A 15,657-nucleotide genomic window follows, 5' to 3' on the forward strand; every position below is an offset into this window, starting at 1 on the left:
CGTGCTTTTGCGGATTCACGTCCCAGTTTCAAGCGCGGAACAGCGGTGACCCTTCGATCGAGCGCCCTAAGGGTGAAGTGTGCGTCATGAGTTTTCTTACACAGATTTATCCAGTCAAGCCCGGCGTCTCGGACATCCAACTCGAGAAAGCGATCCATGCGGCAACCCAACTCGACCCCGCGCAAGAACTGCGTCGCGGCATTCAATAAACAAGACACGAAACGCGGGAACTGTGCGTGAGTAGATGTCGGAGTCAGCGGAGGTCTTTATAGATGATCAGTTCATCCGAATTGCGGTGCGTCACGGCATTTTCAGATTTACCTGAGGAGCAGCTCGTGTGGTTTCTCAGCGCCGTTGAAGACGTCTCTCTCCAAGCGGGAGAGGCATTCGTACGACAAGGTGACCCGGCGGACTGGATGATCGTTTTCCTGGAAGGACTCTTTCAATGGCGAGGAGAGTTCGGAGGAGATACTGTCTCACTCCCGGCACATGCCGGTGAAGTCAGTGGGGTATTTCCGTTTTCGAGGATGCGGCAGTTCACTGTGACAGGACGAGCCCTGACCGATGGGCGCTTGCTCAAGTTTCCGGCATCGCTCCTTCCAGAACTTGTTCAGAAGATGCCTGAATTGACGAAAAGACTAGTCGCCACTATGTCGGACAGAATCCGCGAGGGAACCCGAATTGAGCAGCAGCGCGACCGTCTGGTCTCATTGGGCAAGTTAGCAGCGGGGCTTGCGCACGAGTTGAATAACCCCGCGTCTGCTGCCCAACGCGCGAGCGGTGGGATACGCCACGCCTTGACGAAGATGCGCAATGCCAATGCGGAACTCTGGCGGAGGCCGATTCAAGAATCAGATAGAGCCCGAATCGAGGCCTTGGAAGCGTCGCTGCTGCAATCATCAACACCGCTGGATGGCCTTGCGCTCAGCGATTTGGAAGAGCATCTGGATTCAATCCTGAAGAGTCATGGCTTCGAGAATGCATGGGAGCTTTCTGGCGCTCTTGCAAGAGCGAACATGCCTGCGGACACACTGATTTCTCTGCTGAGAGACCTCGATGCCGAAACGGCCCGCGCGGCGATTACCCGCATAGCAACAGCAGTAGACTTATCGGCTCTTCTCAGCGCGATCGAGAACGGAAGCGCGCGAATATCGGATCTGATCCGGACGGTTAAGGACTATACCCACATGGATCAAGCACCAGCACAAAACGAGGACATTGTGCGAAGTGTGGAAGCTACGCTCAGCACCCTGGCCCATCTTTTGCAACCTTCAATCAAGGTGCAGCGCACTTATCCGACGGAACCCCTCCTTGTAAATACGGTTGGCAATGAATTGAATCAGGTCTGGGCCAATCTTATCGAGAACGCCATCGAAGCGATGCACGGTCAAGGAGAACTCCGGCTCCACATCTTCCGTGAAGATCACAATATCGTGGTTGAAATCGGCGATAACGGTCCTGGAATTCCTCCTGAGATAGAGCCCCACATCTTCGATCCCTTCTTCACGACGAAGGGCATTGGGGAAGGAACGGGTCTTGGACTCAACACTGTGCGAACGATCGTCAGAAAGCACGGAGGGAGCATTCATGTGAACACAAGACCGGGAGACACTCGCTTTCAAGTATGGCTTCCCCGTGCGGACCACTCCGAGCCCGATCTACCCAATGGCTAGCAAGCACTCACCGGTTTCGGCAGAGATGCGGTGCGCTGGTACCGCAGATACAGGTGGTCTGCGCTTTGCTTGACGCTGAGCAGTTGGAACCACGGAGCACACTCCGGCATAAACTCCGTTCCTTCTATGAGCGCAGGCCGCATTGCGTCAGACGTTCGGCCCGCGATTTGCGGCGACAAGGTAAGAAAGAGTTCGTCAACAGCTTGCGCTGCCATGAATTCTCCGAAAAGCGAAGGGCCGCCTTCATGGAGGAGGCTTTGTATCCCATACTGCGCGTGGAGCAATCGCAGCATTGCCAGCGGGTCGATCGTTCCGGAACTGGAATCTGGAGTGTGTATTTGAACGGAGGGCAATTTCGCAGCGCCCGCCGCGGTGAGTGCATCCTTGCCTGCCGGGGTTGTCATCACCACCGTCCGGGCCTCAGGCACTCGGAAGATTGCCCTCTCCAACTCCAGTTTCCCACTGCCGCTCACGACGACGAGAAGCGGACGCGGCGGTTTGTGCAGAACGTTAATTCGGTATTCGGCGTACAACTGCTTCGCATCCGGGTAAATGGATTCGGCAGTCCAGAGGCTTTGCGGTCCTGTCTCGTGGACAGTTCGAGCGCCAACCATAATGGCATCAGCGGAAGCCCGTAACAGCCCCATGATAAAGCGATCGGCGGTGTCGGAGCCACTTATAGCGGAGCCGGTAGCCTGACCCTTTATTGCGTAGCTGACAACACCATCAAGAGTGGAAACAAAGTTTGCAAAGACGAAGGGGCGCTCAGCAGGTGATTCTCGGAAGTGCAGATCCCCATCGTAGAGATCTCTCAAGCCAGGCGGAAGACTAGGTTTCAATTTGTCTTGATCGCGATCAACGAGAGTTCGTATAGGCGTCATCTGTTTTCCCCTGTCTTCTCCGAGCATGCGAGATCCGGCACTCCGGGTCGATTGTAAATCGGAAAATGCACCGAAACATTGTCTCGGGAAAGGTCCTCTCGAAGGTGTCGTTTTCGGATCTCTTCAGAGAAAAGCGGAAACACCGTCACCCCCAAAGGTTAAGCCGGAAGCAAGATATCGAGCCCATTGAACAAAGGTATTGGCGATACCAAAGTCCAATGGCGCACTGCCTTGATCTGTTGCAGGGTTTGAGATGCAGGGTACGCGCACAGGATGCAGGGTGATCAACTTTCGGATGGGAGTGCGATGGGTGAAATGGCCGTCAAAGAGAATGGATCGCACGCTCTAGAGGCGCCTTTCTTGGTGGGTGAGGTTCTGCCGGGAAACGCGTTGCCGATTGGAGGCGCGCATCAGTCCGGAGACGGAGTTAATTTTGTCTTGTTCAGCCGCCACGCGACCCGGGTTCACCTGGAACTCTATCGAAATGCCGACGACTCATATGCGGCCAGGAGCATTGATTTGGATCCGGCGCGTCATAGGACCGGTGACATCTGGCATGTTTGGGTGCGAGGTATTCCGGCGGGTCAACTTTACGGCTATCGCATCGAGGGACCCTATCAACCGGAACTGGGTCACCGCTTCAACCCAAATAGGTTGCTTCTGGATCCTTATGCAAAAGCACTTGCTGGCGTTGAGTATTGGGACTTTTCAGCCGCCCGCGGCTACGATTCATCGAGCAGCCTGAGTGATTTGAGTATTTCAACCGTCGATAACGCAGGCACGACGCCAAAGTGCATCTTTACCAGCGACGAATTCGATTGGGAGACAGATGCGCCTCCGAATCATTCAGCATCCGATACGGTGATCTATGAGACGCACGTACGCGGATTCACCATCGATCCCACGTCGGGGGTGGCCCATCCGGGGACTTTCCGCTCTTTGACGGAGAAGATCCCCTATTTGAAAGACCTGGGCGTAACGGCAATCGAGTTGATGCCGGTCACCGAATTCAACGAAAACGAACTGATGCGACTGAACCCGGTAACCAAAAAGAAACTCACAAACTATTGGGGATACAATCCGGTTGCGCTGTTCTCCCCGAAGCAGTCCTACAGCATCGGGGGATCACGCGGCGAGCAGGCTTTGGAGTTCCGGGAGATGATTAAGGCTTTTCATCGCGCCGGGATCGAAGTGATTCTCGATATTGTGCTGAACCACACAGCTGAAGGGGATGAACTGGGGCCGACGTTTTGTCTGCGCGGGATTGAGAACTCGATTTTCTACACGTTGGAAGAGGACGGCCGACGATACTACAAAGACTTTACAGGCGTGGGTAATACGCTCAACGCGAATCATCCCGTCGTGAGACAGTTCGTCATGCTGGTTCTCCGTTACTGGGCCATGCAAATGCACGTTGATGGATTTCGCTTCGACCTCGCTTCTGTCCTGGGCCGGGATGAGAATGGAAAGATCCTCCGCAACGCTCCCCTTCTCGAAAGCATTGCCGAGGATCCCATCCTGCGCGACATAAAGATTATTGCGGAAGCCTGGGATGCGGGCGGTGCGTATCAAGTAGGGTGTTTCTCCACGCAACGCTGGGCAGAATGGAATGGCCGTTTTCGTGACGATGTGCGCCGCTTCTGGATAGGCGAAGCAGGCATGATGGGGCAGTTCGCCAATCGCATCTGTGGAAGCTCCGATCTATATCAGAAATCTGGTAAGGGCCCTCGAGCCAGCTTGAACTTTATAACTTCCCATGACGGATTCACGCTCAATGATCTGGTCAGCTATAAGCAGAAGCATAATGACGAGAATGGCGAGAACAGCCGTGATGGAAGCGATGCCAATTACAGCGAGAACTGCGGAATGGAAGGAGCAACCGATGATCCCGCTGTCGACGCATTGCGTAACCGCTTAATCAAATCGTTTCTCTTGACGCTTTTTGTCTCTCGAGGGATTCCCATGTTGCTGGGCGGCGATGAGTTTCGCCGCAGCCAGCGCGGAAATAACAACGCATATTGCCAGGACAACGAAATGAGCTGGTTTGACTGGGGCCTGGCGGAGAAACACAAAGACATTCTGCGCTTCACGCGCGGAATGATCGCCTTTCGTCGAGCACATCCTGTTTTGCGAAAGGAAGTTTTCTACAAAGATGCTGACCTAAAATGGTTCGCGCCGAACGGTGGAGCGCCCAACTGGGCAGACGAGTGGCAGAAATCGTTTGCGTGTCTCATTCTGGGTCAAACCGAGCCCGACTTATTCCTGATGTTTAACGCCCACAACGGACCGGTTGATTTTTTCATTCCTTCGTTGACGTTGGATAGGACATGGCGTTTAGCGGCGGATACCGCGCAGATCGCCCCTTACGATCTCTATGACGCCGGGAAAGAGCCTCTTTTGCAGGAGCAAAGCACCTTTCGAGTTGAAGCCCGATCGAGTGCGATTCTTTTGGCCGATGAACGAGAGGTGCCAGTTGAGTATTAGTTCCGCCTCTGGAAAACCTGCTGATGCTTCTATCCTGGTGAACGTCCCAAAGCTCATCACCGCCTACTACGAGTTGCGTCCCGATCCGAGTGACCTGGAACAGCGTGTCGTGTTTGGCACGTCGGGCCATCGCGGATCTGCTACAAGCGTGACGTTCAATGAGTGGCACATCCTTGCGATTACTCAGGCGATTTGTGACTACCGGAAGCTCCACAACATTGATGGGCCCCTCTTCCTCGGTATGGATACTCACGCGCTATCTGAGCCTGCATACGCAAGCGCACTGGAAGTGCTTGCGGCAAACAGTGTCGACGTGATGCTCTCTGAAGGCACGCCATACACCCCAACTCCGGCGGTCTCCCATTCGATTTTGCGGTACAACCGCAGTAGGAAGTCGGGGTTGGCCGACGGCATAGTAATCACGCCGTCTCACAACCCCCCAGACGATGGTGGATTCAAATACGATCCACCCCAAGGAGGGCCGGCCGATTCGAACGTAACCTCCTGGATCGAATCGAAAGCCAACGAGTTTTTACTATCGGCGCTCGATGGTGTGAAAAGATTCTCCCTCGAGAAAGCGCGTCAAGCCTCGACCACGCACAAGCACGATTTTTTGAACGCGTACGTCGAAGATCTCGACAGCGTCGTGGATATGACGGTCATCCGCGAGGCGAAGATAAGGCTTGGTGTCGACCCCCTCGGCGGGGCAGGAATCGACTATTGGCCGCAAATTGCTGAGAGGTATGGCCTGGACCTCACGATCGTGAATGAATCCGTTGATCCCACGTTTCGCTTCATGACTGTGGATTGGGATGGGAAGATTCGCACGGATCCTTCGTCCCCGTATGCCATGCAGAGGCTTATCGGTCTGAAAGACAAGTTCGACCTCGCGTTTGCTGCGGATGCGGATCATGACCGTCACGGTATCGTCACCAAGGGGAGCGGGTTGTTGCCGCCAAATCACTACCTATCGGTCTGTGCGCACTATCTAGTCTCAGATCGAAAAGGCTGGCCCGAGAACGTGGCCGTTGGGAAAACCGTAGTTAGCAGCAGCATGATTGACCGAGTCAGCGCGCGCCTGCATCGGCCCCTCTACGAAGTGCCAGTGGGCTTCAAATGGTTTGTTGAAGGCTTGCTTGCTGGCCGTTTGGGTCTCGCAGGCGAAGAAAGCGCTGGTTCTTCTTTTCTCAGGAAGGACAGCAGCGTCTGGACAACGGACAAGGATGGAATCATTCCTTGTCTGCTCTCGGCAGAGATTACCGCGCGCATGGGAAAAGATCCAGGCGAAGTTTATCGCGAGCTCACGCGTGAGCTAGGCGATCCAGTTTACGAGCGCATCGACGCTCCTGCCACGCCCGAACAGAAAGCCGTACTGGAGAAATTGTCGCCTGACGATATTCACGCATCAGAACTTGCCGGCGAGAAGATTGAGCAGATTCTCACCGTCGCTCCCGGGGACGGGAAGGCCATTGGTGGAATCAAAGTGATCGTCAAGGATGGATGGTTTGCGGCACGACCATCGGGCACGGAAGAAATCTACAAGATCTATGCAGAGAGCTTTCTCGGGCAGGACCATCTTCGCAAGATCCAGTTGGAAGCGCAGTCGATAGTTTCGGAATCGCTGGCACGGAACACTCGGACAACTTAACAAGCAGTGAGAAGGAGTTGCTTATGAGCATCCCAACCTACGTTGATCGCTCCTCCAATGCAAGCATCTCTGATGCGCTGACCGACCTGGCTTTGGATATGAGGTGGTCGTTCAATCACGCGGCGGATCGGCTTTGGGAGCAGCTTGACCCTGAACTCTGGGAACTAACGCACAATCCCTGGGTCGTGCTGCAAACCGCATCTCAGGAAAAACTGCAAAGTGTTACCGCCAACCCAGACTTTGAAGAATTGCTAACTCAGCTCCGAGAAGAGAAAACGCAGGATGAAAAGTCGAACGGGTGGTTTCAAAAGGCTCATCCGAATTCGGGCGTGTCAACAATAGCGTATTTCTCGATGGAATTCATGTTAAGCCAGGCCTTGCCGATTTATTCGGGCGGCCTAGGAAACGTTGCCGGCGATCAACTCAAGGCAGCGAGCAACCTGTGCGTTCCTGTAATCGGAGTCAGTCTTCTCTACCAGCAGGGCTATTTTCGCCAGGAAATTGATCTTCAGGGCAACCAGCAGGCTCTGTACCCATTTAATGATCCCGGCCAGTTGCCTATCCGGCCCGTACGGAAGCCAAATGGCGAATGGCTGCGGCTCGTCCTTCCTTTGCCGGGGTTTGAATTGTGGATTCGAGCCTGGCAGGTCCAGGTAGGCAGGGCGACATTGTATTTGCTGGATACGAACGTCCCAGCAAACCCTCCTGAGTACCGCGCCATTACAACCGAGCTGTACGGCGGCGGTCCAGAGTTGCGATTGAGACAGGAGTTGGTGCTTGGTATCGGAGGCTGGCGACTTCTGCGCGCATTGGGATTGCAGCCAGAGGTTTGCCATCTCAATGAAGGTCATGCCGCGTTCGCGTTGCTCGAACGGGCGGGTTCCTACATGAAAGATAGTGGTCAGACCTTTGATGTCGCGCTTGCTGTCACGCGCGCAGGCAACCTCTTTACAACCCATACTCCGGTGGAGGCAGGTTTTGACCGCTTCACGCCTGGCATGATGGAGCGATATCTCAAGAAGTATGCGGAGGAGAAGCTTTCGATTTCATTCGAGAGGCTTCTGGCATTGGGTCGCCAGAATCCACAAGACTCATCTGAGTCTTTCAATATGGCGTATCTCGCAATCCGAGGCAGCTACGCCATCAACGGCGTCAGTAAACTACATGGTCAAGTCAGCCGTCGAATCTTTCAGGGACTGTTTCCAAGATGGCCGGAAGAAGAAGTGCCAGTAACGCATGTGACCAACGGGGTTCACATGCCCACGTGGGACTCTGCGGAAGCAGACCGCGTTTGGACACTGGCGTGCGGCAAAACCCGTTGGCGCGGTGCGTTGGCAAACATGTGTCATGATGTCAGCGCCGTATGTGACTTTGACCTTTGGCAACTCCGCGCCGAAAGCCGGCGAATTCTCGTTCACTATGTGCGTAGACTCTACACACGTCAATCAGCCGCTCGTGGTGCACCGAAGGAAGATCTGGCACGGGCAGCGCAGATACTCGATGCCAATGTTTTGACTCTGGGATTTGCTCGTCGGTTTGCCACGTACAAGCGCCCGAACCTCCTTCTTCATGATCCAGCGCGTCTACTTAACATCCTGACGAATCGAGAGCATCCCGTCCAACTGGTACTTGCGGGAAAGGCGCACCCACAGGATGTCGAGGGGCAAGACATGATCAAGCAGTGGATTGAATTTGCCCAGCGCCCTGAAGCTCGATCCCGAGTGGTCTTTCTTGCCGACTACGACATGCTGATGGCGGAACACCTGGTCCAGGGTGTGGACGTTTGGGTTAACACTCCGCGACGCCCTTGGGAAGCGAGCGGTACAAGCGGGATGAAAGTGCTGGTGAACGGCGGCCTGAATCTCTCGGAACTTGATGGTTGGTGGGCCGAGGCATATTCGCCAGAGGTGGGCTGGGCTATCGGCGATGGGCGCGAACACGGAGATGATCCTTCCTGGGACTCGACCGAAGCCGAAAGTCTCTATGCGCTGCTTGAGAACGAGGTTGTGCCAGAGTTTTATTCGCGGGACGAACGCGGAATTTCACGCCGTTGGGTCGATCGCATGCGTGCAAGTATGGCTCGGTTGACTCCGAGCTTCTCAGCAAATCGAGCGGTACGGCAATATACCGATGATTGCTACATCTCGACGGCTGCTGCTTTTCGCCGGCGTGCCGAGAAGCGAGGCTCACTGGGCGCCGATTTGGTCGCTTGGGAAGCAGACTTGGCGAAGTATTGGCCCTCGATTCGATTCGGATCGGCGACCGTTCAGCAAACGGACGGGCAATCGCTTTTCCAGGTGCAGGTCTTTTTAGGTGATATGAACTCCGATGCGATAAGCGTCGAACTCTACGCGAACACAGAGAACGACGCTGGCCCAGTCATCGAAAAGATGAGTCGTGACGAACGAGATGGCGAGGAAACGGGCTTTACATATACGGCTTTTGTTCCCGCAACTCGCCCGGCTGGGGACTTTACACCGCGCATTGTTCCGCAGCACGAGGCGGCGTTGGTCCCGTTGGAGGCGCCCTTTATTCTGTGGCACGACGCGCCCTCCTGGCGATGATTCAAAACCATTTAGGAATTTGAAAGCGAGGTAGTCAGATGCGGAATGAATTTGCGGAGATGGATAGGCAGCAACCGGTGGAACTCATCCCTGATTTTCCATATGAGGATCGGCATGAGTTTGTAGAAACGCTGGCTTACAAGCTTTGGGAAAAGAGGGGTCGACCGTCCGGCTCGCCTGACGTTGATTGGGTCGCGGCGGAACGAGCCGTCTACTCGTCGTTGGTGGCATCGGGCTTGATTACCCCATCCGCGACTGACATGCAGCACCTCGAAGAAAAACTTTACAGGTAGTAAACTTCTTCGGCGCAAGCAGACGAAGCCGCTGTGCGCCTTAGACTTTAGGTCGGCCTCACAGGCACTCCTGATCGCGGTTGTAAAAGGGCGTTCCTCAATGGAACAGCTGGGGCGAATGTGAGCGATTTATTTACCTAAGACGTTCTCCCGAGGCTTTCCTTGCTGTGCGTTTTCTGGTTCTTGCGGCCTTGGCTGCAGCCTCAAACCGATGCGGATTCGGGTGTTTGCCGAGTTCATGCCAATTGGTCTCGGAAAAATTCACGCCGTAATACTTCGCGGCCTTTTCAATGTTGGCAAATGCTAAAGCCCGATCTTCGTCGGACACGTCCAGCACTTGATCGAATCGGGCAACGGCATTCCGCACGTGCTGAGCGTCGGTCATCGGCTCTTTGTGCTGCTCGGGAAACGCAAACACTGTCTCAGGAAGGTTGCCTCGCGTAATGTGACGCGTGACTTCCTCGAACGGCTCCCAAGTTGCCTCCAAAGTTGACATGCTGCCTCCACCTAGAAACTGTTTGCTCTCCACTTCATCTAACTCACGTGCTTCTTCGCAATTGCTTCTATCTCCGGCTCGCTGAGTGCAGAGAGATCCACGATCTCTGTTGCAATCACCCGCCGATAAAGCGCCGCATGATGCTTCTTCAAGTATTCCGCCAGAAATTCCAAAGCACTGCTCTTTCCCGTGCCGTGGCCGACCAGGACGATTTCCTCGGAAGGTAGAAGATCTTTCGCGAGCTCTTCATAGAACGAAGGCTCCTCCGGAACCCGCTGGCCTTGATAGTGAGTTTCCTTGCGGTGGATCAAGTGGCGATGAAATCCATGCGGATCATACGGCCTCGCAGCATCTTCGCTTTGAGCCTGGTTGTGATCGATCTCCCGATAGACTCGTGCAAGATGGTGGTCGATGATAACAATGCTGCGTACCGGTCGCACCGGCTTCTTTGGAGCGGCGCTAACATCGGCCTCGCGCAGGAACCTGCGAAGGCGCGATACTTCTCCCTCTTCAAGGCTATTTGTTCTCGGACGTTTGAAGAATGCGCGTTGCGAGCCGACAACAAACACAAACTCAGTGCCCCCGTGCGGTTCGATTTCACCCACCTTCCCGATCAGTTCAACGACATCACTCCAGTGAACGTTACGTGGAAGGCTGCCCCCTAGGAGACTTTCCAGAAGCAACTCATGTTTGTGATCGAGATGCGTGCTCATTCTTCCCCTTTTCTTGATCGGATCACACCACAAGGAGGGTCGCCCGACAATTAGACGTTGGTATCGCCAATACCTTCGGACCGGTGAATCACAACCTCGATACCAACGTCCGATTGCGCTCGACTGAGCCGTGATGCATTTTTGTGTTGTGCTCTTTAGCCATACAGTCGGCAATGCGAAGCGAATCGCGATGGGCACAGGCCAATTGTGAATACGAGAAAAGGAGACTAACGATGAGTAACACGCCAAAACGGGACGAAAACTCGGTCGTTGCAGTTTTCAGCAAACACTCCGCAGCGGAGAATGCCATCAAGCAACTGAAAGATGGCGGTTTTGACATCAAAAAGCTGGCCGTAATCGGCCGCGACTATCAATCGGAGGAGGATATCGTCGGCTTCTATAACACTGGCGAGAGGATGAAATACTGGGGCAAATGGGGCGCGTTCTGGGGCGGCCTGTGGGGTCTGCTTCTTGGTGCAGCGTTTCTGATTGTCCCTGGCGTCGGGCCGGTTGTTGCCGCGGGTTCGATTGTCGCTTCTATCATTTCGACGCTGGAAGGAGCAGTCGTCGTGGGAGGGCTTAGTGCCCTGGGTGCAGGCCTCTATAGTCTGGGCATCCCTAAAAACAGCGTCGTCACGTACGAGATGTCGATCAAAGCCGGCAAGTTCGTTCTTGTTGCGCACGGAAGCGCCGTGGAAGTAGCGAAGGCCCGCGACATCTTGAAGACATCGGGAGCGGAGAATATCGAAAACTACGACTCCTCGGCCGGAGTGGCGCAGGTCGCGTGAGCCAGTGAGACATCCAGGGAGGCGGGGCTTCGCTGTCTGGCCGGTGAACGGGCGGGAGCGTAGGGGCTTAGTTTGAGAATTTCGGTCGGAAGACTGCCTTCGATGGTGCTCACAGGAACTCCCATTGATCCGAAGTGCGTCGAAAGATCAATGATCGGGTGCAGGCTAACTGGACCACAGTTATCGGCACGGTGCGGTCAATTTTCCGTCGAATAGGCTCCCGCCCGAGCAGCGAACGCGACTCCCTATTCCATGCCACGAGCGCGAACTGGTCTCGCCTTGCTGACTCGGCGGACCGAGCCTCTCCGGACACAATCTTTATGAATTCTTTATGCGCTTGCGGTCCGACAGATCCTATTCCGATGAATTTCACCACAGGCAACACTGTTGACGTATTCTAGTTCCAGGCTCAAATCCGTGTTTTCCCCAGCTTCCCGGTCCCTTTTTTGAAAACAATACGATCCTAGCGGCATTTCCCTTCCGCACAAACTCGAAGCACGCGCACTGATTGAGCCAGAGCCGATAGCCTGATGCAATTGGACCTTGGTATTGGAAATACCTTGGTATCAGTGGCCGAACCGTCATCGTGGGGCAGGGCGGTCGCCGTCGGGGAACAGTATCGACCGCTGGAGCGAGCTGGGAGCATGACCCCTGGAACACATGACGCAAAACAGAGTAGCGAAGCACCTAATCTACGGGACCTGATCGAAATGATTCCCGGGTTGGTTATATGTGCACTACCTGATGGCTCCGCCGAGTTTGCAAACCGTGCCTGGCAGGAATATACGGGCTACTCATCAGGGCAACTGACCGGTTGGGCCTGGCAAACGGTGATCCACCCAGACGACCTGGCGAAGTTTAATAGCGAATGGAACTCATCTCCTTCGACTGAAAGGCTGTTCGAGACCGAAGCGCGTATGCGGCGCGCCGACGGACACTATCACTGGTTTTCGATTCGAAAGGGTCCCGCCGTTTCAGAAACACGAGGCAGCAAGGCATCCTTGCGTATTTTGATCGCTTTCGAAGATATCAACGATCGAAAAGAGGCCCTGGTCAAGCTGCGACTTAGCGAAGCCCTTCAGCAGGCGTTTTGCGATAACAGTCCGAATTTAATTTGGCTAGAAGATCGGCAAGGCCGGTATCTCTACGCTAACAAAGAGTTCCAAAGAGCGCTCTGCGTCACCGAAGAACCAGTCAAAGGGAAGACGGACGAAGAACTGTTTTCGGTCAAACAGGCTGCAGCTTTTCAAGCAAAGAATCTGCAAGTGCTTGAGACAGGCACTCGGGTGAGATTTGAGGACGTCTTTTTTCGAGAAGACGGGCAACACGCGCTCATTGTTCAAAAGATCCCGCTGTTCGATGCGGACGGTGTGGTCTACGCCATCGGTTCTGTCGCGACTGATATCACGGAACGTCAACAAGAGGAGTCGGCGCGCCGCTACAGTGAAGAAAAGCATCGCCTTGTCGTCGAAACGGCCAACGACGCCATTATCAGCATGGACGACACCGGCACAATTCAGTTTGCCAACCCAGCATCCAAGAGAATCTTCGGTTATGACCCCGCGGAGTTGATTGGGAAGCCACTGACCGTACTCATGCCGAAATTCATGCGCGAGCTTCACGAGAATGGATTCAGGCGCTACCTGGATACGGGCCAGAGGCACATCAACTGGCAGGGGACCGAACTGACCGCGCTGCGCGAGAATGGCCAGGAGTTCCCCGTGGAGATTTCGTTTGGGGAACTAACCAGAGATGGGCATACGATATTCACCGGATTCATCCGCGATATCGGTAAAAGAAAACAGGCCGAGGACAAGCTTCGTGAGAGCGAGCGTACCTTGCGTGAGTTAACTGAGACCATACCGCAGATGCTCTGGAGTGCCGAGGAGGACGGCACACTGAACTATTGCAACCAGCGAACTTTCGACTACACGGGGCTATCTGCCGAAGAAGTGCAAGGCTCTGGCTGGCTGACAGCAGTTCATCCGAACGACGTGGAAGAGGCAACTCATGCATGGTTGGGCTCGGTTGAAAGCGGCGAAGCATTTCAGTGCGAGTTTCGCTTTCGGCGGGCACCAGACGGTTACCGTTGGTGTATTTCCAACGCCGTACCATTGCGTGATCTCGAAGGGAAGGTCATCAGATGGTTCGGAACTATAGTTGATCTGCACGACTGGAGAGAGGCGCAACAGGCATTGCATGCGATTCAGACCCGTCAGGTCGCGGTCCGCGCGGACGTGAGTCTTGCTTTTGGACAGAGAGAGAGTCTTGAAGCGATCCTGCACGAGTGTGCGGAATCCCTGGTGCGGCATCTCGATGCAGCGTTCGCGAGAATTTGGACGCTGAGTCCTGACGGAAAAATGCTGGAGTTGAGGGCCAGTGCAGGGCTTTACACACACCTCAATGGAGCTCACTCACAGATACCGATTGGCCAACTCAAAATTGGGGCGATCGCACGGGAACAGAAACACGTTCTCACCAACGACATCATCAATGATCCTCGAATCAGCGACAAAGCTTGGGCAGCAAATGAGGGGATGTCGAGTTTTGCAGGCTACCCGCTGTTGGCCGGAACGCGAACTCTTGGTGTGATGGCAATGTTCTCTCGAAAGCCGCTTGCACCGGGAACAGCAGAAGCACTGGCATCCACAGCGGACTTGATCGCACAAGGTATTGAACGCAAACGTGCTGAAGGTGAGCTTCGTCTGAGCGAGCGTAACCTGCAGATGACACAAGCGGAGCTCGCGCGGGTTTCCAGGCTCACAACTATGGGTGAACTGGCAGCCTCGATCGCCCACGAGATAAATCAACCCTTGACTGCAGTAGTCAATAACGGCAGCGCGTGTTTGCGATTGCTTGCCAATCGCAATCTAGAACCCGATATTCTGCATCAGGCTCTTGAAGGAATCGTTGCCGACGGCACTCGCGCCAGTGCCGTTTTGTCCCGAATCCGCGCATTCATAAAAAAAGAAGCTGCTGAGAAGAGCGAATTGAATTTAAGCGAAGTCATTCATGAGGTACTTACCCTGGCTGGCCGTGAGCTTTATGAGAATCAGGTCTTGCTCGAAAACCAACTGGCAAATGATCTGCCATCTGTCCTGGCTGATCGTGTTCAGTTGCAGCAGGTTCTGCTGAATCTGATCATGAACGGCATCGAGGCCATGGCTGCGGTGACAGATCGACCTCGTTTGCTCGGGGTGCAATCCCGGATCGACCAATCTGGTGACGTGCTCGTTGCCGTAAGCGACTCGGGCACTGGCTTTGGTACTGCGGCAGATCGCGTTTTCACTCCCTTCTTTACAACCAAAGCGAATGGGTTGGGAATGGGTTTGTCGATTAGCCGCTCTCTCGTTGAAGGTCATGGTGGTCGACTCTGGGCCACACACAACTCTCCTCACGGCGCCGTGTTTTCCTTCACAATCCCAACGACCAGCGGGAATCTCTCATGACTCGTACGCCGATAGTCTTTGTCGTCGATGATGATCCATCGGTACGTTCCTCGCTGAAGTTCCTCTTGAGCACCGTTGGTTTACAAGTTGAGAGCTTTGACTCGGCGGATGCCTTTCTGCGCAAGACGCCGCCAGATGCGCCGAGTTGCCTTGTGCTCGATGTCAGACTGCCTGGTTTGAGCGGACTCGATTTTCAGCGCGAGCTTACGGCGAAAAACATCAGTATTCCAATTATCTTTCTCACCGGCCATGGGGACATTCCAATGAGCGTTCGCGCCATGAAGGCCGGTGCCGTCGAATTCCTCACCAAGCCATTCCGCGATCAAGACCTGTTGGATGCTGTTCGCATCGCACTGGAACGGGATCGCGCCAGACGTGAAGAGGGAAAAGAGGTGGCCGCCCTCAAACAGTGCTTCGACTCGTTGACTTCGCGCGAACAGGAGGTGATCTCCCTGGTCGTGTCGGGCATGCTCAATAAACAGATCGCGGACCAACTTGGAACTGCGGAAAGTACCGTGAAAGTCCAGCGTAGCCGGGCAATGGAGAAGATGCACGCGGAATCTCTTGCCGATCTCGTCAGAATGATTGAGAAGCTCAAAGTCCCCTCGGGAAGAAACCAGTAAACCAAGGTTTATCCGCGTACGCCTTTTTCCTAAGTCGGGGATCCC

12 protein-coding genes and 1 pseudogene are annotated in these 15,657 nt (G+C 54.6%); 10 read left to right on the forward strand and 3 right to left on the reverse strand.

Annotated elements, in window-relative coordinates:
- Positions 1-86: 86 nt before the first annotated feature.
- The 3 genes and pseudogenes from WCA10_RS08150 (at position 87) to WCA10_RS08160 (ending at position 1,673) form a co-directional block, all read left to right on the forward strand.
- Complete coding sequence (locus tag WCA10_RS08150; protein WP_472822014.1) at positions 87-209, forward strand: hypothetical protein; 123 nt, start codon at positions 87-89, stop codon at positions 207-209.
- Positions 210-272: 63 nt separating this feature from the next.
- Positions 273-605: pseudogene (locus WCA10_RS08155) on the forward strand (cyclic nucleotide-binding domain-containing protein); the annotation flags it as partial.
- A gap of 12 nt (positions 606-617) precedes the next feature.
- A complete protein-coding gene (locus WCA10_RS08160) occupies positions 618-1,673 on the forward strand; it encodes a sensor histidine kinase (protein WP_472822084.1) in 1,056 nt (351 codons plus the stop codon).
- Here the strand turns inward: WCA10_RS08160 and WCA10_RS08165 are convergent.
- Complete coding sequence (locus WCA10_RS08165; RefSeq protein ID WP_472822015.1) at positions 1,670-2,554, reverse strand: RibD family protein; 885 nt, start codon at positions 2,552-2,554, stop codon at positions 1,670-1,672. The two genes, WCA10_RS08160 and WCA10_RS08165, sit on opposite strands and share 4 nt — an antisense overlap.
- 306 nt (positions 2,555-2,860) lie before the next feature.
- Here WCA10_RS08165 and glgX point away from each other — a divergent pair, with 306 nt between their 5' ends.
- From glgX to WCA10_RS08185, 4 genes are read left to right on the forward strand one after another with little or no spacing between them, the layout of a single operon-like run.
- Positions 2,861-5,038, forward strand: a complete 2,178-nt coding sequence (gene glgX, locus WCA10_RS08170; RefSeq protein ID WP_472822016.1) for a glycogen debranching protein GlgX — start codon at positions 2,861-2,863, stop codon at positions 5,036-5,038.
- Positions 5,028-6,686, forward strand: coding sequence for a phosphoglucomutase (alpha-D-glucose-1,6-bisphosphate-dependent) (gene pgm, locus WCA10_RS08175; protein WP_472822017.1), 1,659 nt, complete (start codon positions 5,028-5,030; stop codon positions 6,684-6,686). Before glgX ends, pgm begins: the two co-directional genes overlap by 11 nt.
- Positions 6,687-6,709: 23 nt before the next feature.
- Entirely contained in the window at positions 6,710-9,250 is a 2,541-nt protein-coding gene (gene glgP, locus WCA10_RS08180) for an alpha-glucan family phosphorylase (RefSeq protein ID WP_472822018.1), read from the forward strand.
- Positions 9,251-9,288: 38 nt separating this feature from the next.
- Positions 9,289-9,543, forward strand: coding sequence for a DUF2934 domain-containing protein (locus WCA10_RS08185; protein ID WP_472822019.1), 255 nt, complete (start codon positions 9,289-9,291; stop codon positions 9,541-9,543).
- Between the two features lie 133 nt (positions 9,544-9,676).
- Here WCA10_RS08185 and WCA10_RS08190 read toward each other — a convergent pair whose 3' ends face one another.
- Both WCA10_RS08190 and WCA10_RS08195 read right to left on the reverse strand, forming a co-directional pair.
- Positions 9,677-10,039, reverse strand: coding sequence for a DUF6582 domain-containing protein (locus tag WCA10_RS08190; RefSeq protein WP_472822020.1), 363 nt, complete (start codon positions 10,037-10,039; stop codon positions 9,677-9,679).
- Between the two features lie 38 nt (positions 10,040-10,077).
- Positions 10,078-10,752, reverse strand: a complete 675-nt coding sequence (locus tag WCA10_RS08195; RefSeq protein WP_472822021.1) for a hypothetical protein — start codon at positions 10,750-10,752, stop codon at positions 10,078-10,080.
- A 233-nt stretch (positions 10,753-10,985) separates the two neighbouring features.
- Between WCA10_RS08195 and WCA10_RS08200 the strand changes: the two genes are divergently transcribed.
- From WCA10_RS08200 to WCA10_RS08210, 3 genes are all read left to right on the forward strand, one after another.
- Positions 10,986-11,540, forward strand: coding sequence for a general stress protein (locus WCA10_RS08200; protein ID WP_472822022.1), 555 nt, complete (start codon positions 10,986-10,988; stop codon positions 11,538-11,540).
- A gap of 644 nt (positions 11,541-12,184) precedes the next feature.
- The gene (locus WCA10_RS08205; protein WP_472822023.1) at positions 12,185-14,989 is read left to right on the forward strand and encodes a PAS domain S-box protein; all 2,805 of its coding nucleotides are present in this window, start codon (positions 12,185-12,187) and stop codon (positions 14,987-14,989) included.
- Positions 14,986-15,612: a response regulator transcription factor gene (locus WCA10_RS08210; RefSeq protein ID WP_472822024.1), complete on the forward strand. Its 627-nt coding sequence runs from the start codon at positions 14,986-14,988 to the stop codon at positions 15,610-15,612. The genes WCA10_RS08205 and WCA10_RS08210 overlap by 4 nt, the downstream gene beginning before the upstream one ends.
- Positions 15,613-15,657 lie beyond the last annotated feature (45 nt).

This window comes from Occallatibacter sp., assembly GCF_049582745.1.
In the GTDB taxonomy this organism is placed as follows: domain Bacteria; phylum Acidobacteriota; class Terriglobia; order Terriglobales; family Acidobacteriaceae; genus Telmatobacter.